The organism is Pantoea sp. 9140, assembly GCF_000745295.1.
Lineage (GTDB): Bacteria > Pseudomonadota > Gammaproteobacteria > Enterobacterales > Enterobacteriaceae > Pantoea > Pantoea vagans.
Map to the genome: position 1 here is coordinate 1,561,324 of NZ_JQNO01000001.1, position 24,991 is coordinate 1,586,314.

Below are 24,991 nucleotides of genomic sequence, written 5' to 3' on the forward strand. Positions count from 1 at the left end.
AACCAGAACTCTTACTTACGGTAAGAGTGAGCCTGGTTGTCCAGACGCTGGTTAGCGCGAGCTGCGTCATCTTTAGCAGCCTGAACGTCTGAACGCACTGCGTTCACGTCGTTGCTCAGCTGGTCAACTTTAGCGTTCAGAGTCTGAACGTCTGAAGACAGCTGGTCGATTTTAGCGTTGCTTGAGCAACCAGCCAGCAGAGTTGAAGCCAGAACTACCGCGCCCAGTACCAGTTTAGTACGATTCATTATTTATACCCTCTAGATTGAGTTAATCTCCATGTAGCGTTACAAGTATTACACAAAGCTTTTTAAGTTGAGAATAAATTTTTGATGAGAAGATGCTTAAATTTGATCGTTCGCTCAAAGAAGCAGCGAATCCCAGAATATGATAAAAAAATTTAGCGAAAACAGAGAGATTTAATCGGATTAACCTTAATATTAAGAGTATTTGAATAGTTATTTTCGATTGGAATTTTCCGGGATTTGGTTTAAGCAGAAATAAAAAAAGCGCCTCGTTAAGGCGCTTTAAAATAATGGCAAAAAAGAGTTTTACAGTACGTGTACAGAGGCGGTGTTGGTAGTTCCGCTTGGTACTAATGCACCTGATACCAGCACAACAACATCCCCTTTCTGACCATAACCACTTTCCAGCGCCGCTTCTTTACCCAGACGATAGAAATCATCGGTTGAGGCGATTTCAGTGACCAGACGCGTCTCAATCCCTTTGCTCAGGATCAGCTGACGTGCGGTGGTCTGATTGGTCGTCAGTGCCAGAATGGTGGCGTTCGGGAAATATTTACGTACGGCTTTAGCAGACTTACCGCCTTCGGTCGCGACCACAATCAGTGGTGCTTCCAGCTTCTCAGCTGTCTCTACCGCACCACGGCAGACTGCTTCAGTGATACGCAGTTTGCGGGTGTCGCTCTGGCTGTCGATGCGTGACTTCATGACGCGGTCGGTACGCTCACAGATGGTCGCCATGATGGTGACCGACTCCAGCGGATAACGACCCTTAGCGCTCTCACCAGACAGCATGACTGCATCGGTACCGTCGAGGATGGCGTTCGCCACATCACCGGCTTCTGCGCGGGTAGGGCGCGGGTTCTTGATCATTGAATCAAGCATCTGCGTCGCGGTGATTACCACTTTGCGTGCTTTATTACATTTTTTGATCATCATCTTCTGCGCGAAGATCACTTCTTCAACCGGGATCTCAACACCCAGGTCACCACGCGCAACCATGATGCCGTCAGACGCTTCGAGGATTTCGTCGAAGTTATTCAGGCCTTCCTGGTTTTCGATTTTAGAGATGATCTGGATATGCTCGCCGCCGTGCTGTTTCAGGTGCTCACGAATTTCCAGCACGTCTGAACGCTTGCGGATGAACGAGGCGGCAACAAAGTCTACGCCCTGCTCACAACCAAAAATCAGGTCGCGCTTGTCTTTTTCAGCCAGTGCAGGCAGCTGGATGGAGACGCCTGGCAGGTTAACGCCTTTGTTCTCACCCAGATCGCCATTGTTCAGGACTTTACACACGACGGTATTTTCGGTGACTTCGGTCACTTCCATGCCAATCAGGCCATCATCGACCAGCACGGTGTTACCAATTTTCAGGTCGGCTGTGAAACCCGGGTAGGTCACCGCAACGCGCTCGCTGTTGCCGATCACACTCTGGTCGGTGGTGAAGGTAAAGGTCTGGCCTGCTTTCAGCGCCGCATCGTTGCCGCCTTCCAGCTTCATGGTGCGGATTTCAGGGCCTTTGGTGTCCAGCAGGATAGCCGCCTGACGACCGGTTTTTTGCATGACAGCACGCATATTAGTAATGCGTTGACCATGCTCGGCGTAGTCGCCGTGAGAGAAGTTAAGACGCATAACATTCATGCCCGCTTCAAGCAGTTGAGTCAGCATCTCTTCGGATTCGGTTTTCGGGCCGATTGTACAAACGATTTTAGTCTTTTTCATGACGGATTTTCTGTAAGTTGTGATGGATGAATAAGGGCGAAATCCGATGGCAGCGCATCGAAGTGAAAATTCTGATTGAGACTGAAATGGGCAGTACTGAGTAAGAATAGGTGACGAAGGCCAGGCGTGCAGGGAAGTTGTGCGGTTACGGTTGGTAACCACCACGCTGTTGTTGCGCAAATCATTTGAGTTATCGCAGTAAGCACGTGATCGCTGAAACCTTTCAAGTAAGCAACGCGGGACAGTATAGACGCTAAGTATGCGAAAACCAATCAAAAAGCAGAGGGGGAAGCGATGCAGATCAATAAAAGGGAGAGTTGCGCAAGCTGAAGAAATTCTGAAAGTGGTGCGCTCTAATGGACTCGAACCATCGACCCCCACCATGTCAAGGTGGTGCTCTAACCAACTGAGCTAAGAGCGCATACTGAATATTGGTGCGTCCGAGTGGACTCGAACCACCGACCCCCACCATGTCAAGGTGGTGCTCTAACCAACTGAGCTACGGACGCACTTGGTGCGCTCTAATGGACTCGAACCATCGACCCCCACCATGTCAAGGTGGTGCTCTAACCAACTGAGCTAAGAGCGCAACATGCTGTCAGGGCGACAGCGGGGACGAATATTAACGGCAGCGCAGAAGCCTGGCAAGGGGAAAATAGTTTTTTCGCCATGACTGAGCAGCAACTGTGCTAACCGTCGTTTTTTTCGTCATTGCGGGCTATAAATAACCCGCTTTTACGGTTATCGCGCCGCGCGCGCCAGGATGATTTCCGCAGGTGACCGCTGTAAGCGTCTGATGCGCCAGATCATCATGACCGCCGCCGAGGTCAGACCGATAATAAAGCCGCACCAGAAGCCCGCTGGGCCCATCCGGGGCACCAGCCAGTCGGTCAGCGCCAGCAGATAGCCGGCGGGCAGTCCCAGCAGCCAGTAAGCGATAAAGGTAATAAAGAAAATGGACCTTGTGTCTTTATATCCACGCAGAATCCCGCTGCCAATCACCTGTATCGAGTCTGAGAACTGATAAATCGCTGCCAGCAGCATCAGTTGCGCTGCCAGTGTGACCACTTCGGGGTTGTCGTTATAGAGCAGGGCAATCTGATGACGAAACGTGACGGTAAAAATGGCGGTCAGCGCTGCCATGCTGATGCCCACACCCTGGGCGGTCCAGGCGGCGACTCTTGCCTGCTCGGTAGAGCCCTGGCCCAGACGATAACCGACGCGGATGGTGGTTGCGACGCCCAGCGACAGCGGCATCACAAACATCAGGGAACTGAAGTTCAGCGCAATCTGGTGGCCAGCCACGTCAACGATGCCCAGTGGCGACACCAGCAGAGCCACAACGGCAAACAGCGTGACTTCAAAGAACAACGCCAGTGCTACCGGCAATCCCAGCGTCATGAGACGGCTCAGAATCGGACGCGAAGGCGGCGACCAACGACTCTCCATCCGGATATCGCGCATGCTGCCCATCCGGCGTACCCAGAAGCGCATGCAGATAAACATCACCCAGTAGACCGATGCCGTTGCCACGCCGCAGCCGACGCCACCCAACGCGGGCATGCCGAAGTGGCCGTAGATAAAGACATAGTTCAGCGGGATGTTAAACATCAGGCCCAGAAAGCCCAGCACCATGCCGGGTTTGGTTTTCGACAGCCCCTCGCACTGATTTCGCAGCACCTGAAAGAAGAGATAGCCTGGCGCGCCGAACAGCAGGGCGTGCAGATAGCCCTCGGCTTTAAGCGCCAGCGCGGGATCGATGTCATGCATCGCCCGGATAAGATAACCGGCGTGCCACAGCAGCACCATAATCAGCAGCGAGACAAAAAAGGCGAGCCAGTAGCCCTGGCGGATCTGTTCGCCGATGCGTTCGCGGCGGCCTGAACCGTTGAGTTGCGCAACGGTGGGCGTCAATGCAAGCAGAAGACCATGACCAAACAGGATGGCCGGAAGCCAGACAGAGGTGCCGACAGCAACGGCGGCCATATCCGTGGCGCTGACTGCGCCGGCCATAATGGTATCCACAAATCCCATTGCGGTTTGGGCCACCTGAGCAAGGATGACCGGAATCGCAAGGGCCAGCAATTGACGCGCTTCTGTTAAATACTTCTGCACGTTAACACCTGACTTATTAAATGAATTAAAAGGGCAGAAAAGCCCGGGGAATAGCGCGAACCAGTGTAACCGGGGTAACAGAATTCGCCAATCTTTGTCACACAATGCGTTTTGAACCCCATTAATGGGGTGAGGTGGGGTGAAATCTATCAGCCGACCGGAGCTGTGATAAACTAGCGTAAACTTCGCAGAGGCAAAGACTATGTTTACCGGTATTGTGCAGGGCACCGCAGAAATCGTGTCCATTGAAGAAAAAGAACTGTTTCGTACTCACACTGTCCGACTGCCGGAAGAGCTCCTGCCGGGACTGGCGCTGGGCGCATCCGTAGCCCATAACGGGTGCTGCCTGACCGTGACGGCAATCGAAGGTGACCGCGTCAGTTTTGATTTAATTAAAGAGACATTGCGCGTGACTAACCTTGGCGATTTACGCCAGGGCGATGTGGTGAATATTGAGCGTGCAGCGAAATTCAGCGACGAAATAGGCGGTCATCTGATGTCAGGTCATATTATGACCACCGCTGAAATCTGCAGGATTATCCAGTCAGAACACAATCGCGAAGTCTGGTTTAAAATCCAGGATCCGATGCAGATGAAATATATTCTGCATAAAGGTTTCGTCGGCATCGACGGTATCAGTCTGACGGTAGGTGATGTGAAGAAGACCAAATTCTGCGTCTATCTGATTCCGGAAACGCTGGAGCGCACGACTCTGGGCGCGAAGACCTTTGGCGACCGGGTCAACATTGAGATCGATCCGCATACACAGGCAATCGTAGAGACCGTTGAGCGGGTGTTAGCCCAGCGCGATGCCGCGGCGGCAATGAGTATGCTGACCGGCCAGCCTGCCGCCGAGAGTTAATAACCCGCAAAGACTGCTGGAAAGCCAAATCGTGTGATTCTGGCAGCGGTATAATAGCCCGAAGCGCAGGGAACACAGTCAGAAGAGGAAAGCGTTCCGCAACTGGGACAAAAACGCCGGGAGCGTTTTTGAACAACGCAACGCGTTGGCCCGGCAACGGGCGCACCTCAGGGATGAGGTGCGTAATCGCGCGGGCCGAGCATGTCAGGGATGACGGGTTTTGCGACTTTCCGATCTGACTGTGTTCCCTGTGCAGTTCCATTCTCAAAACAGGCCAGTTTTTTAAAACCTTCAGCACGGGATCACCCTCTTAACAAACTGACACTCCCTACCGCGCCACCCGTAATCCACCCTCAACACCGCGACTGAACACAATCTGCCACAGCTGAATATCACGCGCGCGGAAGGCACCCGCACAGGCATTGAGATAATAGGAGAACATCCGCTTAAAGCGTTCGCCATAGTTATCGGCCAGCTCCGGCCAGGCCTGCAAAAAGCGCTCATGCCAGGCCATCAGCGTTTTGTCGTAATCAGCCCCAAAGTTATGCCAGTCTTCCAGAATAAAATGCGGCTCGCTGGCATCCGCCACGTGACGCACTGAAGGCAGGCAGCCGTTGGGGAAGATATATTTGTCGATCCAGGGATCGACGCTCATATCGGTTTTAATCGCGCCAATGGTGTGAAGCAAAAAAATTCCGTCAGGCTTTAAATTACGATCAACCACATCAAAATAGGTGGCGTAATTCTTCGGCCCGACATGCTCGAACATGCCTACTGAAACGATGCGATCAAACTGCTCATTCAGATCGCGATAATCCTGCAACAGAATCGTGACGTCTAATCCGCTACAGCGCTGCTGCGCCAGTTTCTGTTGTTCGGCGGAAATCGTGACGCCATGCACGTTGACGCCATAATGACGTGCGGCAAATTCCGCGAGTCCGCCCCAGCCACAGCCGATATCCAGCAGCGACATTCCGGGTTCCAGCGCTAATTTACGGCAAATCATATCCAGCTTGGCTTCCTGCGCCGTCGCCAGGGTCGTAGCTTCTTTCCAGTAGCCACAGGAATATTGCATATAGGGGTCGAGCATCAGTGAAAAGAGATCGTTACCCAGGTCGTAATGCTCTTTACCGACAATCCAGGCCCGCTTTTTTGACTGCAGATTGGTTAAGCGGGCAGCGGCAATGCGCAGCGTATCTTTAAAGTGATGCGGGAGTTGCTGATCGAGTTTATGTTTCAGCACCTGATGGAAGAAAATATCCAGCCGATCGCACTCCCACCATCCATCCATATAGCTCTCACCGAGCCCAAGCGATCCCTCCTGCAGAACACGCTTAAAAAAGCCGGGATGATTAATATGAATATCCCAGGGACGTGAACCATTAATTTCAATATCCGCTTTTTCCAGCATCTCGTGGACGATGCGATACCAATGGTTTTCTTCAGGGCTCACTGCTTCTGCATAAGATGAACTCATAGCTTTTCCACCACCTGTCCAATCTGAACCTGAACAAAGAGTAGTCAATTTCGTCAGGCATTGAGAAACGGTACGGATGACTCCGCACACCGGTTGACTGTGTGATACAGAGGACTGGACTAGCCTGCAGCAGGTCGGTCTGGGTAAGAATAACGCGCGCGAATACCGTCCCGGCAACAGGGTGCCAATCAGATTATTACGTTATTATATTGTTGATTTATTACAGATTTGTTGACCCGGATGAGTATATGCTCACGCGGGTCAATATTCAATGACTTATTGTTAGGAGGCTAACGAAAAAGTCAGTGTGTCACTGATTATCCTGGCAGGCAGGTTGCGCGGAGGCAACAACAGTTTGTGCGCTTGCGGTACGCTGCATGGCGTAACCCACCAGCGCCAGCAGAATCGTCACCGTCATCATCAGCGTAGTGGTAAACAGTGCATGCGTTAATCCGGCAGAGACTGCCAGGCTTGCAGCGAAGCAGAGTCCTAGCTGTAAAGTGTTCTGCAATGCGGCCGCTTTACCGGTGGCGTGCGGGAAGGGCGTCAGCGCACTGGAAACCACAATTGGATAGATCGCACCGTTAGCCAGCGCCATACCGCAGAACGGCACCATCAGGCTCACCAGCGTGCTGCCGCCTGACAGCGCGACGGCAAACAGCGCCAGAATGCTCAGGCTGTAAATGCCCAGCAGCCACGGTAACAGCTGAGCGCCATTAAAGCGGTTGAGCAGGGCGCGACAGCCGAATCCACCAATCAAAAAGGCGAGCGTCTGGGGCACATAACTCAGACCGATATCGGCGGGTGAAAGGCCCAGATCCGCCAGAATAAACGGCGAGCCGGTCAGCCAGGCAAAAAAACTGGCTGAACAGGCGGAGTAGATCAGCACGTTGCCGCTGTAAACCCGTGATTTCAGCAGGGTGAAAAATCCGGGCTGGGTGCCTTTCTCGCGTGCTTCCTGGCGTACGGTGGGCAGGCGCAGCGTGGTCAGAATTAATGCCACCGCAATCAGCGTCAGCACCAGGAAAATCGAACGCCAGTGGAAATGGCCTATGAGCCAGGCACCCAGCAACGGAGCCAGCGCCGGGGAGAGCGCAACCAGTGGCATAATCGTGGCAAAGACTTTGTTAGCGCGCGCGGCAGGATAGCGATCCACTACCAGCGCCTGCCAGCTCACGGCCGCAGCACAGACGCCAATCGCCTGCACAAAGCGCAGCGCCAGCATCAGAGTGATATCATTGACCCACAACATGCCCGCACAGCCAATGCCAAACATGGCCAGTCCGGCCAGCAGCACCGGTTTACGGCCAATGCGATCGGAAAGCGGTCCCCAGAAGAGCTGTCCACAGGCGAAACCCGCCAGGAAGAGACTCATACTGGCGCTGATCAGGCCCGGCGAGGTATTAAACGTTTGCTGCATCGCACCAAAGGCGGGCAGATACATATCAGTGGCTAAAAAGCCGAGCATGCTCAGCAGGGCAAGATAGGGCATAAATCCTTTATTAGACAGCATCTCATTCTCATTTTTGCAGGATAAACGCGGCAGAGTGTAAAAGGTGCGTTTGCCGCTGTGAAACGGTAATATTTGCCGATTGCTGTTAAAATTTTTGAAGGCAGATTATGTGGTCAGAATATGTATTAGAGGTCGTTGACGCGGTTGCCCGCGGGGGCAGTTTCAGCGCCGCTGCGCAGGAGCTGCATCGGGTGCCCTCTGCCATCAGCTACACGGTGCGTCAGCTGGAGAACTGGCTGGCAGTGCCACTGTTCGAACGCCAGCATCGCGAAGTGGTGCTGACGCCAGCAGGCGAACATTTTGTCCGGGAAGGGCGCAGCGTCATCAAAAAAATGCTTGCCACCCGGCGTCAGTGTCAGCAGCTGGCCAACGGCTGGCGCGGGCAGCTCAGCATTGCCGTTGACCGCATCGCCAAACCTCAACGCACCCGGCAGCTGGTCAAAGACTTCTATCGCCACTTCCCCGATATGGAACTGATCATCAGCTATGAAGTCTTTAACGGCGTCTGGGATGCACTGGCCGACGGTCGGGTGGAAGTTGCGATTGGGGCCACCCAGGCGATTCCGGTAGGCGGACGGTTTGCATTTCGAGATATGGGTACGCTCAACTGGCGCTGCGTGGTCGCGCCCGATCATCCTCTGACTCAGGCGAACCAGATCGATGATGACACGCTGCGTAGCTGGCCGTCACTGGTGCTGGAAGATACATCACGCGCACTGCCGCGTCGTATGACATGGACGCTGGATAACCAGCGCAGGCTGGTGGTGCCGGAGTGGCAAACCGGACTGGAGTGCGTGCAGGCAGGCTTGTGTGTGGCGATGGTGCCGGGTCATCTGGCCAGACCACTGCTCGACAGCGGCGAGCTGGTCGAACTGACGCTGCCGGTAGCATTTCCGGATAGCCCCTGTTGCGTCAGCTGGGCAGAAGATCGCGCATCACCGGCGACAGGCTGGTTGCTCAGCTATCTGGGTGATGCGCAAACGCTTAATCAGGAGTGGTTAAGCGAGGATTAGCGGCGATAGTCGCGGAACGGACCATCTGCCACTGAACGGCGCTCAATCAGCGTCGGATGGACTTCAATCGTTTGTGACACTTCGCGCTTACTGGTGATGCGGTCAAGCAGCATATCCAGCGCTTTCTCACCCAGCTGGGCTTTTGGCTGATGCACCGTGGTCAGGGCAGGGGCGAAATAGCGGGCGTTGCGCACATTGTCATAGCCGATGATCGAAATATCCTGCGGTACGCGCAAACCCATCTCGTCGGCGGCGCAAATGGCCCCCATCGCCATGATGTCACCGCCGCAGAACACCGCCGTAGGGCGTTGTTTCTGTGACAGGATCTGCTGCATCGCCTGATAGCCTGACTCCGGCTCAAAGTCACCCTGTACAATCCACTCGGCACGCGGCTGAATACCCGCTTCTTCCAGCGCCTTCAGAAAACCGGCATGGCGTCCGCCGCCGGTATTGCGCTCCATCTGACCGGGGATAGCACCAATATCACGGTGTCCGCGTTCAATCAGATAACGTCCCGCCAGATAGCCGCCCTGGAAGGCGTTATCGAGAACTGTATCAGTAAAGTCGGCGCGCGATTCGCCCCAGTCCATCACCACCATCGGGATATTGCGGTTCTCTTCCAGCATCTGCAGCAGATCGTCCGGATACTCAGAGCACATCACCAGCAGACCATCGACGCGCTTCTGCGCCATCATGCTGAGGTAGGCGCGCTGTTTTTGCAGATCGTTATGCGCATTACCCAGAATCAGCGTATAGCCTTTGTCAAAACAGTGGTTTTCAACCGCTTCAATAATTTCAGCGAAATAGGGCGCTTCGCTGGAGGTGGCAAGCAGACCCAGCGTTTTGGTGTGGTTTACTTTCAGGCTGCGCGCCACAGCACTTGGCGAGTAGTGCAGTTCCTTAATTGCCTGCCAGACCGCCTCGCGTGTTTCTTCAGCGACAAAGCGGGTTTTATTGATGACGTGCGAAACGGTGGTCGTTGAGACGCCAGCGCGTTTCGCCACATCTTTAATTGTTGCCATGAAAATCGGACTCCAGTGCTTACCTAACTCTATGATAAGCGTAATGTTAAACGTTTGCGTCTGCTCAGGTTTTTTTCCGCAAAAATGCGGCTTTTCTGGCCGGTAAACAGGCCGCTGGCGGAGAAAAAACGCCAGAAAAGATGCGCAAACGGAATCAGGGTTGCGCGCGTTGCGCAACAAAGGCGGGATTCTAACAAGGCTGAACGGATAAAACGAGATTTTTACCGGACCCTGTGGGAAAATGCCATATCCCTGCAAAGTGTGTGACTAAGGAGCAAGCAATGAGTACCGATTTGAAACTGGCTTTGATGACCACTGTCGGCTGTCTGCTGATGATTGTGGCCTTTAGTTTTACTGCCATTCTGCATTAATAAAAAAAGCCGGGATTATCCCGGCTTTTTTCTGACTGTTCTGCTGCTCAGCGTATCGTTTTCGGCGTCATTACCCGACGGGCACCAATATAGTGGCGCTGCCAGTAATCTTCCCCTAATGCACTGATCTGAATATCTTTGCCGGTACGTGGCGACTGAATAAACTTGCCATCGCCCAAATAAACGCCGACGTGGTCCGCTGTGCCGCGGCCATTAATACGGAAGAAGACCAGATCGCCTTTCTCCAGCGACTCACGCTTGATCGGCGCGGCGTCACGCAGGTGATACATCTCGTTAGCGGTACGCGGGATCTTAAATTTCACCAGATCTTTATAGGCATACCAGACCAGACCGCTGCAATCGAAACCGGTATGTGGAGAGGTGCCGCCCCACTGATAGGGTTTACCCAACTGCCCCATCAGCTTGGTCATTGCAGTCTCACGCGCCTTCTGATAGCGCTGGCGGTGGGATTTGCTCATTTTAATCGTGCCTGGCTCGCGAGTGGTGACCTCAGCGGTTTTCAGCTGGCGCTGATGCCCATAGCGTTTCTTCTCTTTATTTTTTTCTTTGCTTTTGCTGATACGGGCGGTTTTGAGCGAGGTCTTCTTAGCAGGCGTCTGTTTAGCAGTGAGTTCGACTTTTTTCTGTTTTTTCGTTTTAAGTTTTTGGTCAGGGCTGAGACGAGTTTTTTTCGTCACCGTTTTTACCGGGCGACGCTTGCGGCGTTCATCGTCGCGCGCACTCTTTTTCTCTGCTTTATGCGTATTGACGTTCACCGGCGCGTGAGGCGACGCAGCGGCGATGTTGAAAAACAGTTGCGCAAAGGCCAGCATAAAAAGCGTAATGATTAAACGCATAGTCCATTAATTAGTTAAGTTGTCAGGGCCACTACGCACCGCGACAAAGTTGAGATTAATCTGATCCAGGATCAGTGCCCAGGCCATTCTAGTCCAGTTCGCTTAAAAACTGTAATGCCTTTTAATGTTAATCTTTGCAGCCCACGTGATTGCACTGAAAATGAACATTTTCAGCATGTTATACCAACGGAATTATTACGAATTATTAAACTGTTACCAGCTGTTAATACCTGAAGTTAAATGTCCTGTGCACGGGACTTAACAATGATGGTCATTTAATCGGGCAGGGAGCAAAATCTCATTTTCAGTCACGCTGCGAAGTCGCTACAATAAACAAACACGAAGTAACGAATTAAGGAAGGCAATTATGAGTACTGTAGAAAAAATTCAGCGCCAGATCGCAGAAAACCCGATCCTGCTGTACATGAAAGGTTCCCCGAAACTGCCAAGCTGCGGTTTCTCTGCACAGGCGGTGCAGGCGCTGTCAGCCTGCGGTGAGCGCTTTGCTTACGTGGATATTCTGCAGAACCCGGACATTCGTGCCGAAATGCCGAAATTCGCCAACTGGCCGACCTTCCCGCAGCTATGGGTGGATGGCGAGCTGGTCGGTGGATGTGACATTATCGTTGAGATGTTACAGCGTGGTGAACTGCAGACGCTAATCAAAGAGACTGCAGAAAAGTTTAAAGAAGCAGAATAAAAAAAGGCCGACATTATGTCGGCCTTTTTCATTGTGGCATCCCTTATGCGGATGTCGTGGCGTCTGCGTCGCCCCCGGCGAAGGGCAGAGGCCAGCCACCTAACCGTTTCCAGCGGTTCACCAGCTCGCAGAACAGTGTCGCCGTCTGCTGAGTGTCATAGAGCGCTGAATGCGCCTGGGTACTGTCAAACTCCATTCCCGCCGCAATACAGGCTTTCGCCAGCACCGTCTGACCCAGCACCAGTCCGCTCAGCGCTGCGGTATCAAAGGTGGCAAACGGGTGAAACGGATTGCGCTTCAGGCTGGCACGTTCTGCTGCCGCTGACATAAAGTTCAGATCAAACGTGGCATTGTGCGCCACCATAATGGCGCGATTGCAGCCGCTATCTTTAATGCCCTTGCGCACCATTTTGAAAATGGCGTGCAGCGCCTCATATTCACTCACCGCGCCGCGCAGCGGATTACTCGGATCGATACCGGTAAAGGCCAGCGCTTCCGGATGCAGCAGCGAGCCGACAAAGGGTTCGACGTTGAAATGCAGCGTCTGGTCAATCTGAATCCATCCCTCTTCATCCATTTTCAGCGTGATAGCGGCAATCTCCAGTAACGCATCGGTTTGCGCGTTGAAACCAGCGGTTTCAACGTCGATCACCACCGGATAGAAGCCACGGAAACGTTGATTGAGTGCATTAGGGGAATTCGATTCAGACATCAGGATCTCGTTGCAGAAAAAGGGCAGCGCGTATTATGGCAAAAAACGGTGCCGGGTGCAGCAGATGAAGCGCAGAGAAGGGGATTCAGCCCACCGGGTCAGGCGGGCTGAGGGGCAGGTTTAGTTGCCCAGGCCGTTACCGGCATCTTTGTTCTCGATCAGCTCGATTTTGTAGCCATCGGGATCTTCAACAAAGGCAATAATGGTGGAGCCGCCTTTAACCGGGCCCGCTTCACGGGTCACGTTGCCGCCATCTTTGCGGATACGTTCGCAGGCTGCTGCTGCGTCATCGACGCCCAGCGCGATGTGACCATAAGCATCACCGAGGTCATATTTATCAACGCCCCAGTTGTAGGTCAGCTCGATCACCGCACCTTCGCTTTCGTCGGTGTAGCCTACGAACGCCAGGGTATATTTATATTCGGTGTTTTCGCTCTGACGTAGCACGCGCATGCCCAGCACACGGGTGTAGAAATCGATTGAACGTTGCAGATCGCCAACGCGCAGCATGGTATGAAGTAAACGCATAACATCCTCTTTTAAATAAAACGCCATCGCCGGATGACCCAGGCGCTAAGTATAGCGATGAAAATCGCCATTGAATAATGGCTGCCGTCATCGTCCCGGACGGCAGCCCAAACAGATTACAGTGTCGGGTAGTCGATATAACCTTCCGCGCCGCCGCCGTAGAAGCTTTCCGGGCGCTGTGGGTTAAGTGGGGCATCCTGCTGCAGACGCTCAACCAGATCCGGGTTAGCAATGTAATCACGACCAAATGCAACCGCATCGATCAGACCGCGACCAATCAGATCATCCGCTTTCTCTACGGTGTAAGCACCGGCACCAATGATGGCGCCCGGGAAGAGATCGCGCACTTTCTGACGGAAGGCGTCGGTGTAAGGCTTGCCGCCGGCCCAGTCTGGTTCAGAGAGGTGCAGATAGGCGATGTTGCGTTTTGCCAGCTCACCGATGTACCACAGCGCCGCTTCTTCTTCATCCGGACCGTTGTCCAGATTCTGGAAGCTGCCGATAGGCGAGACGCGGATACCAATGCGATCGGCTGACCAGTTGGCGATCACCGCATCGACCACTTCCAGCGCAAAGCGACCGCGTTTTTCGATGCTGCCACCATATTCATCGGTACGCTGGTTTGAACCCGGTGCCAGGAACTGGTGAATCAGGTAGCCGTGCGCGGAATGCAGCTCAAGCAGGTCGAAGTCTGCTTCACGTGCGTTCGCCGCAGCCTGACCAAAATCGGCCACAATCTGCTGGATCTCTGGCACCGTCAGTTCGCGCGGTACAGAGGTGTCTTCGCGATAGACGCTGCCATCTTCAGCACGCAGTGACGTACGCGTACCCGCTGCAATGGCGGATGGCGCTACCGGTGCTTTGCCTTCCGGCTGCACGCTGTTATGCGAGATACGACCGGTGTGCCATAACTGTACGGCGGTATGACCGCCTGCCTGATGGACACCTTCGTTAATCACTTTCCACGCGGCAATCTGTGGCTGCGTATGTAAGCCTGGCGCACCGGCATAGCCTTTTGCCTGGAAAGAGATCTGGGTTGCTTCGGTGATAATCAGACCGGCGCTGGCGCGCTGACGGTAATACTCCGCCATCATCGGGGTAGGGATGTCGCCTGGCTCAATGCTGCGCAGACGGGTCAGCGGTGCCATAAATACGCGGTTTGGGACGGTAATTGCGCCGACTTTCAGCGGACGAAACAGCTGGGTACTCGCCATAATAGCTCCTGATTAGTAGACCAGTCGTCTACAAACACGTTTTTTAAAAATCAGTGGCTTTTAAGCCACTGTTCGATGGTACTCAGTGCCAGACGCAGTGGCTGCGCCTCGCGGGAAATTTTGCTCTGCAGACTGGCGCCCAGCCACAGCAGCGACAGCAACTCTGCCATCTGCGCGGGGGGCTGCGGCAGGCTCAGCGACTCCTGCTGCTCTGCGGCAATCAGCGTCCGGGCATAGAGCGCGGTGATATTTCCTGCACCCTGCTGCAGTGCGTCTCGCATCGGCTCTGAAAGATCGCAGACCTCAGCAGAAACTTTCACGCCCAGACAACCGACAATGTGTCCCTGCTGCACAAACAGCTCAACCGCAGCACGAAAATGATTTAGCAGACGTTCACGCGGTGTGCCGTCTGTCTGGTTGAGCTGTAACTCAACATCCTGCAGATAACGCGCAAAGTAGCGTTGCAGTAACGCCACGCCAAACGCCTCTTTAGAGCGGAAATAGTAGTAGAAGGAGCCTTTCGGCACCGCCGCCTGCGTCAGCAGTTCGCTGAGGCCCATTCCGGTAAAGCCGCGTTGCAGACAGAGCTGTTCACCTGTCTGGAGCAGGTGTTCGCGGGTTTCATTGCGTTGTAGCGTCTTATTCATGGCAGAGAGAGTAGTAGACCGGTTGGTCTAATGCAACGCTGCACCGTGCATTTGGCACAGAGTGTTAACTCACCCGTGAGAGAAAAGGATAATTCTGACGGGGCAAAGCTTAATTCCTGTGCATCCAGGCTACGCTTTTTACTGGACTGTTTATTCTGTTAATCCGGAGTCATGGTGGCCGAGCAGCTTGAGTTTTTCCCGGTTCCCAGCCCCTGTCGCGGCATCTGCCAGACCGATGCACGTGGCTACTGCCTGGGATGTTTACGCAGCCGCGATGAGCGGTTCAACTGGCTGCGCTTCAGCGATGCGCAAAAGCGGGAAGTCATTCGTCTCTGTCATCAGCGTCGTCTGCGCCTGCAGCGGCAGCAGAAAGGCGAAGAGCCACCCGAGCCACAACAGCCGGAGTTATTCTGACGACTTTCCGCTTTCCGTTATACTCTCTGACACACTAATTACAGCCAACGCGCAACAGGGAGAACGTCATGTTAGAACCGCAGGCCATCGCTTTACAGGGCCCCGATTTTTCACCGCTGGTTATGGGGTACTGGCGTCTGATGGAGTGGGGCATGTCGCCGCAGGAGCGGGTTGCGTTTATTGAGCACCATCTGAGGCTCGGCATTACCACCGTTGATCATGCGGACATTTACGGCGACTACCAGTGTGAGGCGGCCTTTGGCGAGGCGCTGAAGCTGGCTCCCGGACTGCGCGATCAGCTTCAGATTGTGACCAAGTGCGGCATTGCCACCCGCGCCCGACCTGAACATCAGATTGGCCACTACATTACCGACAAAAATCATATCCTGCAGAGTGCTGAAAACTCGCTGCGCCATTTCCACACCGATCGTCTTGACCTGCTGCTGATCCATCGTCCCGATCCGCTGATGGCGGCTGACGAAGTGGCTGAAGCCTTTATGGCACTTCATCAAAGCGGCAAGGTCCTGAATTTTGGCGTCTCGAATTTCACACCATCCCAGTTTTCACTGCTGCAATCCCGTCTGCCGTTCTCGCTGGTCACAAATCAGCTGGAGATTTCACCCGTGCAGCAAAGCGTATTACTGGATGGATCGCTGGATCAGTGCCAGCAACTGCGCATTCGTCCGATGGCCTGGTCCTGTCTCGGCGGCGGACGTCTGTTCAACGATCCTCACTTCCAGCCCCTGCGTAATGAACTGGAGGTGGTGCGGCAGGAAACCGGTGCCACCAGTCTGGAGCAGGTGGTCTATGCCTGGATACTGATGCTGCCGTCGCGGCCTCTGCCGATCATCGGCTCAGGCAAAGCGGCGCGCGTCAGCGAAGCCGCCGGGGCACTGGATTTATCCCTGTCGCGGCAGCAGTGGTTCCGTATTCGCAAAGCGGCGCTGGGATTTGATGTGCCCTGAAGCGTAAAACTGCGTCAATCTTCGGCAAAATAGTGCAACAGCGACCAGACTTATCTCAAACCCTGGGATACAAATGGAGTCAACATGAAAATGAAAGCAGTTGCGCTTTTTGCGCTGATCGCCTGCGGCTCAGCACAGGCTGCCAGCGAGCAGGTTACGATCCATCAGGTTACCGCTGAAGGGATTGGCAAATCGCTCGGCACCGTTAAGATTGACGAGACCCAGTATGGTCTGCAGTTTTCGCCGGACCTGCAGGGACTTAAGCCGGGCATTCACGGTTTTCATGTCCATGCTAAAGGCAGCTGTGAGCCGGGTGAATCCGAGGGCAAAGTGGTCGCCGCCGGTGCGGCTGGCGGTCACCTGGACCCGACTAACAGCGGTAAACATCTGGGGCCGTATGCTGAAGGTCACCTGGGCGACCTGCCCGCGATCTATGTCGATGAGAAAGGCAACGCCACCTATCCGGTGCTGGCGCCACGGCTGAAGTCGTTAAAAGAGATCAAAGGCAAAGCACTGATGGTGCATGCCGGCGGGGATAATCATGCCGATCATCCTGCACCGCTGGGCGGCGGCGGGGCGCGTTATGCCTGCGGCGTTATCTGAATTTCCGGGCGGCAGGCGATAGCCGCCCTTTTTATCCCGCCTGTTTATGAATTGTTATACCATCCCCGTCATTTCCCCCCTATGATATTGATTCAGGTAAGAAAGCGCGATGAGGAAAGGAGCGGGAAAATGAAATTCAAGGGTGCATTACTGCTGTGTCTGCTGCTGGTGGGATGCGATAAACCCAATGATACGCAGCTGGTCACTGAAACCGGACGCGAGCTTCAGCGCACCATTGATACCAGCAAGATGCGTGTCACCTGTGAAAAGATCGCCAAAGGTCGTGAATGGCTCAGTCGCAACATGGTGCGCAAGCTGGAAGCGCAGGGGTGCGATCAGGTTTTTCGCAGCGCCACTGAAACCAATTTCACTGACACCACAATTTATCGCCGCACCATGACCATGGTGTGCGGTGGCATTCACGGTCAGAGTTTTACCGGCACCGAACTGACGCGTCGCTTTATCTTCTCACCTGATGAGAAAGCGCTGGTGATTGAACCGATGACCGAGATGGATAAAACCCGCTTCGAGGGCCATAAAACGCTGCAACAGCTGCAGGATGATTTTAACCGTCAACAGCAGCAGTATTGCCAGTAATCACTCCGGCACAGCCTGCTTCAGCTGTGCCAGCGAACAGCGTAATCGCCAGATAATCCCTGCCAGTTCGCTGGCCTCATTGTTTTCCAGCGCCAGTAACGCGGTAATGGTCACTTCCAGTTCCGTCAGCATCTGATCCAGCGAACTGTGCCGTACGCCGCGGCTGCTGATAATCTGCTGTAAATTTTGCAGGCTGTTATCGCGAAACGCCATCAGCGTTGCTGAACCGGCGCGCCATTCACGCAGCTGCCAGACGATATGCGAACAGTTGAGCAGCACCACGCCCCAGCGCAGAAGCCAGACGCGCGCCTGCTCATCGCGGCTATGGCTGAGCTGGCTGATGCGATGATAAATCTGCGATTCAAAGCGGCTCTCGCTGAGCCGGGGCCGTTGCCGCAGCTGATCGAGAAACGCCAGCCGCAGTGCCCGGATATGCCGCCGGCTGCGTCGCGCATCGGAGCTGGGCCGCAAAATCTGAAACGCCAGCCAGGCGAGCAGCACTCCGCAGACTTTGGCGATGTTATCGTTAAAAAAGTCCTGATAATCCCAGGCGGGCGGGTTAGTCACCGCGATAAACGAGCCCATAAAGACGATGAACTGCCCCCACATCCCGGCGCGCTGTTTCTGCTGCAGCTTGAAGAGTTGCAGCGTCACCAGCAGCGGAAACAGAAACAGTAAAAACGGCCATAGCTGACCGATTTGCACCATCAGGCCAAACTTCATCACAAAACTAAATGCAAACAGCCACAGCAGCGTTTTCAGCAGCAGCGTGACGCTGCCGCCGGGTGAAGGGGCAGAGGCATAAAGCACGCAGGCAATGGCGGTCAGGGTGAGCGCCGAGGCCCCGGAAGACCATTGCGTATTAATCCAGAAGGCGCAGCCCAGTACGATCACGCAGAAGGTGCGCAGGGCGCTCCAGCCCGCTTCAGCACTGTCACTGTCACGCGCCAGCGCCGGAACTGGCGGCGGCTGAAAGCGGGTATCGGCATCGGCGCGATCCAGCAGACGGATCCAGCGCAGCACGTTGAGGTACATCCAGCAGAAGTAGCGCAGCCGCTGACAAAAGGCGCGCTGCCGGTAGTCGCCATCCGCTGCGGGTGTCACGCTGCGCAGGATGTGCGCCAGACGATATTTATCACACGCCGGTTTTGCCAGCTCCGCCAGCAGTTGCTGCAGCGCCTCAAACAGCGCCTCTGGCGCGTCAGGCCAGTTGAGCAGCATGCGGCGCAGGCTGGAGAGCACGCTGGTAAGTCGCAGTTGCTGGTGCAGCACATAGTTAAGGACGTTGTTCTGTCGGCGAAAACGGTAGTGGCTCCAGAATGCCTGAATGCGCAGCAGATTCATGGTGAGGATCTGGCTGATGACGTTTTCATGTGCGGTGCGAATGGTGTCGCTGGCCGAGGGCTGCAGCAGTAATACCGCATGTTCCAGCAATCGCGCATGCATCTGTTTCAGGGAGGTAATCAGCGTTTCGCCATCGGAGGTGCTTGGCAGCACCATCATCATCAACCCGGCGCACAGAATACCGGAGATCACCTCACAGACGCGTGCCTGGGCGATCGTCCACAGTGAGGTGATATCAGTGATGTTGACGCTGCTGAAGGCAATAATAGCGGCGGTGTAACCCGCCAGCGAAAAGGCGTAGGCGACATTGTTCTGGTAGTGGTTTGCAATGCCGGTGCAGAGCGCCAGCCAGCCGGCAATCGCAAAGGTAAACAGCCAGGGCTCATTCAGAGTATGTCCGGCAATGAGCAGCGCGGCGGTTGCCCCGAGCAGACTGCCGACGATGCGGCCCAGACTTTTACCGATCGCGCCGCCCACGGTAGGAAAGCTGATCACGGCAGCGGAGGTCATCGCCCAGTAAGGCTCATCAAGATCCAGGCCATAGGCGATGCTCAGCGCCAGACACATTGCGATAGCATTCCGCAACGCATAGCGCCACTGACCGCCGTTCGCCTTAATCCAGGGCAGTTGATCCCAGGCCAGCCACTGAACATTCATGGCTGGATGGTGATGGTGCAGCTGGTGCCAGCAACCAGACTGGCATCAGCCGGGAGCGGTTCGAGACGAATGCGCACCGGCACCCGCTGCGCCAGCCGTACCCAGGGCACGTTGGGTTTGATATCGGGCACCAGACCGCTGTCGGTCTCAATGCTCTGGTCATAGATAGCGCGGCCAATGCTATCCACCTGGCCCTGCAGCCGCATGCCATTGCTGTAAAGCACCACCTGAGCCGCCGCACCAGCGTGAATATGGCGCAGCTTGGTCTCTTCAAAATAGCCTAAGACGTAATAAGAGTGGCTGTCGACCAGCGCAAACAGGGGCGACCCCGCTGTCGCATAGTTGCCGGGACGAAGCGTCAGATTCGTGATCCAGCCATCTGTCGGTGCGGTCAGCGTCGTCTGCTGCAGATTCCAGCGCGCCCGCTCCAGTTCCGCCTGCGCGGCTTTGGCACTGGCGGCGGTGGCTTCCGCGCTTAAGCGTGCCGCATCCAGATCCTCGGCGGAGATGATGTTACGCGGCAGACTGCTGCGCCGGTGATATTCATGCTGCGCTTTCGCCAGGTCCGCCTGCGCTTTGCTGAGCTGGGCGGCAGCGTTGTCGAGTGCAATCTGCCATGGCACCGGGTCCAGTGTTAACAGCAGCTGGCCCTGATGCACGAACTGATTGTCTCTGACCTTCAGTTGCGTAATCCGGCCCGACACCTGAGGCGTAATATCCACCAGTTCTGCCCGCACTTTTCCGTCACGCGTCCAGGGCGACTGCATGTAGTAGTTCCACAGCCAGCCACCGGCCAGCAGCGCCAGCGCAAACACAATCAGCGTTGAAAAGTATTTTACCGCGTTAAATTTCATATCGATTATCCGTGACCGATGAGCCAGAGTGCGGCGGTAACGCACAGCACAAACAGGGAGAGATCAAACAGGGTGGGATGCCAGACGTCGCCGGAGTAGATCCAGCCGCGCACCAGCGGGTGAATCAGCAGCCAGAAAAAGAAGCCGAGCAGCACCGCTTTGAATATCGGCGGGAAAAAAAGCGAGGCACCCACGACCAGATCGGTTAGCGGTTTCGCACCTGAAAAAGCAGGAGTGAGCACGTGATAACATCCTTCGTTAACCCAGACGGCAGACTGAACGCGCTGCCGCGTAATCGTAGCCTGGTCCGGGATTTGTAATTTGTCCTGTAAACTCGCAGAATAGTGTAAAATCTGGCTTGATAGCTAGCAAGCTAATTATAAGGAGATGAAATGGATACGCCCCTCGGAACGGATTTATCTCGCCTGGTGCGCATCTGGCGCGCGTTGATTGATCAGCGGCTCAAGCCGCTTGAGCTGACTCAGACTCACTGGGTGACGTTGCACAATATTCATCAACTGCCGCCCGAACAGTCACAGATTCAGTTAGCCAAGGCGATTGGTATTGAACAGCCTTCGCTGGTACGGACGCTGGATCAACTGGAAGAGAAAGGATTGATTACCCGTTCGACCTGCGCCAACGATCGTCGCGCCAAACGCATTAAGCTGACGCAGCAGGCGGAGCCGATTATCGAACAGGTTGAGAGTGTGATTGATGAGACGCGGGATGACATTCTGTCTGGCATCAGTCGGGAAGAGATTAGTCAGATGGTGACGCTGATCGCCCGGCTTGAGAAAAATATTCTCGAACTTCAGCACAAAGAGAAATAAAAAAACCGACGCCCGGGCGTCGGTTTTTTGTTTTGCAGCATTAGCGAGGTGAAACCGTCACCTGGCTGCCGTTGGACGCCATGACAACACGCTGGCCAACGGAGTAACGCGAGGCGGCCTGTTTCTGAACCACCATGATGGTGTTGCCATCATCCTTACGGATTTCCAGCTCAACGCCATCGGTTTTATTGATTGCGCCCTGAACACCCTGGCCTGCTACGCCACCCAGAACCGCACCACCGGCTGTTGCCAGGCTACGTCCGGTGCCGCCACCAATGGTGTTACCCAGAAAGCCACCCAGCACCGCACCACCGATTGCACCGATGACGTTGCTCTCATCACCGCCCTGGATTTTCACCGGACGCACAGAGACTAACGTACCGTACGACACGCTCTGCACCTGCTTGGCTTCGCTGGCACTGTAGGTGTCACCCGACAGCGTACTGGTATTGCTACAACCTGCCAGCATCGCACCGGCCAGAGCGACCACAATTACACGCTTAATCATTTGAAACTCCTTTAGTCGAGAAGGCGCCACGTTTATCGCTATATCCTGCACACAGTATAAGACACAAAACTGGCAAATTAATCCCTGTCCGAATAAAACACGGTTGGACGAAGCATAGACTATGTAAGATCAACAATAATTCAATCGTCGTTTAAAAATAGTCCCGTAACGTTACTGGTCAGCACGATCGGATAAAAAGAATTTAATCATAGAATTAGCGATCATTATTTGTCAGGCTAACCGCAGATGAATTGCACTTCCCGCCGGAAGTAAGGAATGGTTATGAAATCAGGACGCTATATCGGGGTAATGTCAGGCACCAGCCTGGATGGCGTGGATGTGGTGCTGGCCGCCATTGATGAGAATATGGTGGCGCAGCAGGCGAGTTACTGCCATCCGATGCCACCTGCGCTGCGTCAGGCCATTCTGACGATTTGCCAGGGTCAGTCCCTGACCCTGTCACAGCTCGGTCAGCTTGATACCCGCCTCGGCCAGCTCTTCGCTGAAGCCGTCGTGACATTAATGAAGCGCGAATCGCTGGAGGCCAGCGATATCACGGCGATTGGCTGTCATGGTCAGACCGTCTGGCATGAGCCCCAGAGTGACGCGCCAAATACGCTGCAGATTGGTGACAATAACCAGATCGTCGCGGCAACCGGCGTCACCGTGGTGGGCGATTTTCGCCGCCGTGACATGGCGCTGGGCGGGCAGGGCGCGCCGCTGGTGCCTGCTTTTCATCAGGCGCTGCTGATGGATGCCGCAGAACGCCGCATGGTGCTGAATATTGGTGGCATCGCCAATCTCTCGCTGCTGATCCCGGGACAGGCGGTGCGCGGCTTCGATACCGGTCCCGGCAATATGCTGATGGACGCCTGGATATGGCGCAATCAGGGTCAGCCTTATGACAAAGATGCGCAGTGGGCGCGCAGCGGCTCGGTGATCCCGGCTCTGCTGGAGGCGCTGTTGCGCGAACCCTGGTTTGCGTTGCCGCCGCCGAAGAGCACCGGGCGCGAACACTTCAATCTGGGCTGGCTGGAGCAGCATCTGCGCTATTTCCCGGGTCTGGCACCGCAGGATGTGCAGGCCACGCTGGTGGAGCTGACCGCCATCACCATTACACAGCAGGTGTTACTCAATGATGGCTGCGATCGTCTGCTGGTGTGTGGCGGTGGCAGTCGCAATCCGCTGCTGATGGCGCGGCTGGCAGCACACCTTCCGGGAACGGAAGTGGCGACCACCGATGCGGCGGGTATCAGTGGTGATGACATGGAGGCGCTGGCGTTTGCCTGGCTGGCGTTCCGAACGCTCTCCGGTCTGCCGGGCAATCTGCCTGCGGTGACGGGCGCACGAGAGAAAAGCGTGATAGGCGCAATTTATCCGGCCAATTCCCTCTACCGGCGTTAAGCGGGGGATGCGGGGGCCAGTTTGCCCCCGCAGGCGAGCAGGCGGCCGTCAGGCGGCGCCGGAGAGATGCGTCAGATTACGAACCCCGGTAATCACCGTGGCTACCATGGTTTCACGTCGGGTAATGACCTCAACCTGATAAAACCGGCTGCGGTATGCGATGGAATAGATGATGGGATGGTACTTATTACCTTCTCCGTAGCGGGCGTAGTGCGCTTCGAGCGCACGGGTCGCTGCCAGAATATGGGAGGGTTCTTTATCACCGCGGATGATTTGCTTCATTCAGTTCCTCAAATGCTGTCCCTGGAGTCACGTCGCACGCATGGCGCGTAGCGCTGGCCTAAACACTGAACATCTGACTGCTAAACATTTAATCACTGATGGGGTCATGACTGACTGTGACGCGGGAAGATGACAGAAAGATGATCCTCCGGCGCTGTTAATTATTTAGCAGCCGCCGGGTGATCCAGCAAGGCAGGGAGACGTAAAATCATCCAAATCGCAGGAGGTTAAATCAGCTCCGGCCAGGCCACGGCCGCAACGCCATTCAGTTCAGGCTCCGAGAACAGGAACCCCTGGAACTGGGTCACGCCCGCGGCTTCCAGCCACATCCACTCTTCCGGTTGTTCAATGCCTTCGGCGATCACACCGATCTCCAGTGAGGCGCAGCATTTCAGAATGGCGTGGATGATCGCCTGTTTCGGCCCACTTTTATGCACGTCAGAGATGATGGCGCGATCGATCTTAATTTTGTCGGGCTGAATGCGGGTCAGTAGCGACAGCCCGGCAAAACCGGCACCGAAATCATCCAGCGCCAGGCTGATACCGGCCGCTTTCAACTGCCTGATGGCGGCTTCAAACGCTTCCGGCTGCGAGATGATTTCATTCTCGGTGAACTCAACCATGACCTGCTCGGGCACCAGCCCATGGGCCGCAATCTCATCCAGCAAAAAGGGGACGGCGTCGGGCACTTCTACCAGCGTCATCGGCAGCAGATTGATCGACAGGGTCATCCCCTCAATCCCCAGCTTCTTCGCCTGCGCAAAGGCGATCTTTTTCGACTGCAGATCGACCTGATAAAGCTGCTCGCGTGTCAGTCGGGCAAAGTAGTCGAGCGGCGATTCTCCCTGCGGACCGCGCAGCAGTGCTTCCAGTGAAACGATCTCGCAGGCGAAGGGATCAACAATAGGCTGAAACGCAAAGCTGACTTCATCCGTAGCCAACAGCGCCGCATCGCCTTCGCGCTGCTCTGTCTCATTACGAATAAACGTCCAGCCGCTGGCGGCAGGGATCTCGAAATAGTTCTCTTTTTCGCGCGCTTCAACAAAGGTGCGCAGGAACTGCAGTGCACGATCGGCATAGGTCATCTGATATTTCGTCGTGCATTTTTCCAGCACTGACTCCAGCACGGTTTCCTGATCGTGCAGCCGCAGATCAAAGAGCTCCATACCAACATGACCAAAACGTCGCGCCGGAGCGTAATCGCGCAGCAGTTCGACCAGATTGTGGTGGCGCGGATCCTGGCAAATCCGGCTATAGACCGCCTTAACCGCCGCCTCCGGGCCTTCCAGAAGCTGGAAAAAATGCGTGCCATTGAACAGTAAAATTCCGGTGACACTGGACGATTTGTTGATTTTATTCGCTTTCCGCGCCAAATCATTCAGGGTCTCGAGCTGCACATGTTCAGTGATGTGGCTGCGATAGATGATTGTCGACAACATAAAGGTTTCCGGAATTTTTTATTTTTTGTTAAGGCACCTTACCAGAAGCTTCTCCTTGGGAAAACGAGGGCCAGTATGACTTTCTTATTCTGACGCTAA

At 54.9% G+C, this 24,991-nt stretch carries 27 protein-coding genes and 3 tRNA genes; 10 read left to right on the top strand and 20 right to left on the bottom strand.

Features of this window, described 5'->3' with window-relative positions:
* Positions 1–11: 11 nt before the first annotated feature.
* The 6 genes from FA92_RS07370 to FA92_RS07395 all read right to left on the bottom strand — a co-directional run bounded on the left by FA92_RS07370 (position 12) and on the right by FA92_RS07395 (position 4,079).
* Entirely contained in the window at positions 12–248 is a 237-nt protein-coding gene (locus FA92_RS07370) for a major outer membrane lipoprotein (RefSeq protein ID WP_009090492.1), read from the bottom strand.
* 303 nt (positions 249–551) lie between these two features.
* The gene (pykF, locus tag FA92_RS07375) at positions 552–1,964 is read right to left on the bottom strand and encodes a pyruvate kinase PykF (protein WP_013357702.1); all 1,413 of its coding nucleotides are present in this window, start codon (positions 1,962–1,964) and stop codon (positions 552–554) included.
* A 344-nt stretch (positions 1,965–2,308) separates the two neighbouring features.
* A tRNA-Val gene (locus FA92_RS07380) sits at positions 2,309–2,385 on the bottom strand.
* An 11-nt stretch (positions 2,386–2,396) separates the two neighbouring features.
* Positions 2,397–2,473, bottom strand: a tRNA-Val gene (locus tag FA92_RS07385).
* 3 nt (positions 2,474–2,476) lie between these two features.
* A tRNA-Val gene (locus tag FA92_RS07390) sits at positions 2,477–2,553 on the bottom strand.
* A 152-nt stretch (positions 2,554–2,705) separates the two neighbouring features.
* Complete coding sequence (locus tag FA92_RS07395) at positions 2,706–4,079, bottom strand: MATE family efflux transporter (RefSeq protein WP_013357703.1); 1,374 nt, start codon at positions 4,077–4,079, stop codon at positions 2,706–2,708.
* Between the two features lie 202 nt (positions 4,080–4,281).
* Here FA92_RS07395 and FA92_RS07400 point away from each other — a divergent pair, with 202 nt between their 5' ends.
* Positions 4,282–4,941, top strand: coding sequence for a riboflavin synthase (locus FA92_RS07400; RefSeq protein WP_033782941.1), 660 nt, complete (start codon positions 4,282–4,284; stop codon positions 4,939–4,941).
* Between the two features lie 328 nt (positions 4,942–5,269).
* On the opposite strand, the gene cfa is transcribed toward FA92_RS07400, so the two are convergent.
* Positions 5,270–6,418, bottom strand: a complete 1,149-nt coding sequence (cfa, locus tag FA92_RS07405) for a cyclopropane fatty acyl phospholipid synthase (protein ID WP_033782942.1) — start codon at positions 6,416–6,418, stop codon at positions 5,270–5,272.
* A gap of 310 nt (positions 6,419–6,728) precedes the next feature.
* Positions 6,729–7,931, bottom strand: a complete 1,203-nt coding sequence (gene punC / locus FA92_RS07410; RefSeq protein ID WP_033782943.1) for a purine nucleoside transporter PunC — start codon at positions 7,929–7,931, stop codon at positions 6,729–6,731.
* A gap of 107 nt (positions 7,932–8,038) precedes the next feature.
* On the opposite strand from punC, the gene punR reads away from it, so the two are divergent.
* The gene (gene punR, locus FA92_RS07415) at positions 8,039–8,944 is read left to right on the top strand and encodes a DNA-binding transcriptional activator PunR (RefSeq protein WP_033782944.1); all 906 of its coding nucleotides are present in this window, start codon (positions 8,039–8,041) and stop codon (positions 8,942–8,944) included.
* On the opposite strand, the gene purR is transcribed toward punR, so the two are convergent.
* Positions 8,941–9,966, bottom strand: a complete 1,026-nt coding sequence (gene purR, locus FA92_RS07420; protein ID WP_033782945.1) for an HTH-type transcriptional repressor PurR — start codon at positions 9,964–9,966, stop codon at positions 8,941–8,943. The two genes, punR and purR, sit on opposite strands and share 4 nt — an antisense overlap.
* 281 nt (positions 9,967–10,247) lie before the next feature.
* On the opposite strand from purR, the gene FA92_RS23250 reads away from it, so the two are divergent.
* A complete protein-coding gene (locus FA92_RS23250) occupies positions 10,248–10,337 on the top strand; it encodes a YnhF family membrane protein (protein WP_095707274.1) in 90 nt (29 codons plus the stop codon).
* A gap of 47 nt (positions 10,338–10,384) precedes the next feature.
* Here FA92_RS23250 and FA92_RS07425 read toward each other — a convergent pair whose 3' ends face one another.
* Positions 10,385–11,194 (bottom strand): C40 family peptidase, encoded by an 810-nt coding sequence (locus tag FA92_RS07425; protein WP_013357710.1) that lies wholly within the window; start codon positions 11,192–11,194, stop codon positions 10,385–10,387.
* 364 nt (positions 11,195–11,558) lie between these two features.
* Between FA92_RS07425 and FA92_RS07430 the strand changes: the two genes are divergently transcribed.
* On the top strand, positions 11,559–11,894 hold the full coding sequence (locus FA92_RS07430) for a Grx4 family monothiol glutaredoxin (protein WP_170933470.1): 336 nt from the start codon (positions 11,559–11,561) through the stop codon (positions 11,892–11,894).
* Between the two features lie 43 nt (positions 11,895–11,937).
* On the opposite strand, the gene rnt is transcribed toward FA92_RS07430, so the two are convergent.
* From rnt to FA92_RS07450, 4 genes are all read right to left on the bottom strand, one after another.
* Positions 11,938–12,606, bottom strand: coding sequence for a ribonuclease T (gene rnt / locus FA92_RS07435; RefSeq protein WP_013357711.1), 669 nt, complete (start codon positions 12,604–12,606; stop codon positions 11,938–11,940).
* Between the two features lie 120 nt (positions 12,607–12,726).
* Positions 12,727–13,134: a lactoylglutathione lyase gene (gene gloA / locus FA92_RS07440; protein ID WP_010245580.1), complete on the bottom strand. Its 408-nt coding sequence runs from the start codon at positions 13,132–13,134 to the stop codon at positions 12,727–12,729.
* 116 nt (positions 13,135–13,250) lie between these two features.
* Entirely contained in the window at positions 13,251–14,348 is a 1,098-nt protein-coding gene (locus tag FA92_RS07445) for an alkene reductase (protein WP_033782946.1), read from the bottom strand.
* 50 nt (positions 14,349–14,398) lie between these two features.
* Positions 14,399–14,995, bottom strand: a complete 597-nt coding sequence (locus FA92_RS07450) for a TetR/AcrR family transcriptional regulator (protein ID WP_033782948.1) — start codon at positions 14,993–14,995, stop codon at positions 14,399–14,401.
* 174 nt (positions 14,996–15,169) lie between these two features.
* Here FA92_RS07450 and FA92_RS07455 point away from each other — a divergent pair, with 174 nt between their 5' ends.
* The 4 genes from FA92_RS07455 (at position 15,170) to FA92_RS07470 (ending at position 17,574) form a co-directional block, all read left to right on the top strand.
* Entirely contained in the window at positions 15,170–15,409 is a 240-nt protein-coding gene (locus FA92_RS07455; protein WP_033784573.1) for a DUF1289 domain-containing protein, read from the top strand.
* Positions 15,410–15,477: 68 nt separating this feature from the next.
* Positions 15,478–16,374, top strand: a complete 897-nt coding sequence (locus tag FA92_RS07460) for an aldo/keto reductase family oxidoreductase (protein WP_013357716.1) — start codon at positions 15,478–15,480, stop codon at positions 16,372–16,374.
* An 84-nt stretch (positions 16,375–16,458) separates the two neighbouring features.
* Positions 16,459–16,977 (top strand): superoxide dismutase family protein, encoded by a 519-nt coding sequence (gene sodC / locus FA92_RS07465; RefSeq protein WP_033782950.1) that lies wholly within the window; start codon positions 16,459–16,461, stop codon positions 16,975–16,977.
* A gap of 129 nt (positions 16,978–17,106) precedes the next feature.
* Positions 17,107–17,574, top strand: coding sequence for a hypothetical protein (locus tag FA92_RS07470; protein WP_013357718.1), 468 nt, complete (start codon positions 17,107–17,109; stop codon positions 17,572–17,574).
* On the opposite strand, the gene FA92_RS07475 is transcribed toward FA92_RS07470, so the two are convergent.
* From FA92_RS07475 to FA92_RS07485, 3 genes are read right to left on the bottom strand one after another with little or no spacing between them, the layout of a single operon-like run.
* Positions 17,575–19,575: an FUSC family protein gene (locus FA92_RS07475; protein ID WP_033782952.1), complete on the bottom strand. Its 2,001-nt coding sequence runs from the start codon at positions 19,573–19,575 to the stop codon at positions 17,575–17,577.
* The gene (locus tag FA92_RS07480; protein WP_033782953.1) at positions 19,572–20,429 is read right to left on the bottom strand and encodes an HlyD family secretion protein; all 858 of its coding nucleotides are present in this window, start codon (positions 20,427–20,429) and stop codon (positions 19,572–19,574) included. The genes FA92_RS07475 and FA92_RS07480 overlap by 4 nt, the downstream gene beginning before the upstream one ends.
* 5 nt (positions 20,430–20,434) lie before the next feature.
* Positions 20,435–20,671: a DUF1656 domain-containing protein gene (locus tag FA92_RS07485; protein WP_013357721.1), complete on the bottom strand. Its 237-nt coding sequence runs from the start codon at positions 20,669–20,671 to the stop codon at positions 20,435–20,437.
* A gap of 150 nt (positions 20,672–20,821) precedes the next feature.
* Between FA92_RS07485 and slyA the strand changes: the two genes are divergently transcribed.
* Positions 20,822–21,259 carry a transcriptional regulator SlyA gene (gene slyA, locus FA92_RS07490; RefSeq protein WP_010245551.1) on the top strand — a complete coding sequence of 146 codons (438 nt, stop codon included), beginning with the start codon at positions 20,822–20,824 and terminating at the stop codon, positions 21,257–21,259.
* Positions 21,260–21,299: 40 nt separating this feature from the next.
* Here the strand turns inward: slyA and slyB are convergent, their stop codons facing one another.
* Entirely contained in the window at positions 21,300–21,767 is a 468-nt protein-coding gene (gene slyB / locus FA92_RS07495) for an outer membrane lipoprotein SlyB (protein ID WP_013357722.1), read from the bottom strand.
* Between the two features lie 282 nt (positions 21,768–22,049).
* Between slyB and anmK the strand changes: the two genes are divergently transcribed.
* Entirely contained in the window at positions 22,050–23,171 is a 1,122-nt protein-coding gene (gene anmK, locus FA92_RS07500) for an anhydro-N-acetylmuramic acid kinase (RefSeq protein WP_033782955.1), read from the top strand.
* 48 nt (positions 23,172–23,219) lie between these two features.
* Here anmK and FA92_RS07505 read toward each other — a convergent pair whose 3' ends face one another.
* Entirely contained in the window at positions 23,220–23,453 is a 234-nt protein-coding gene (locus tag FA92_RS07505) for a DUF4060 family protein (RefSeq protein WP_013357724.1), read from the bottom strand.
* A 227-nt stretch (positions 23,454–23,680) separates the two neighbouring features.
* Positions 23,681–24,892, bottom strand: coding sequence for a diguanylate phosphodiesterase (locus tag FA92_RS07510; protein WP_013357725.1), 1,212 nt, complete (start codon positions 24,890–24,892; stop codon positions 23,681–23,683).
* Positions 24,893–24,991: the final 99 nt, after the last annotated feature.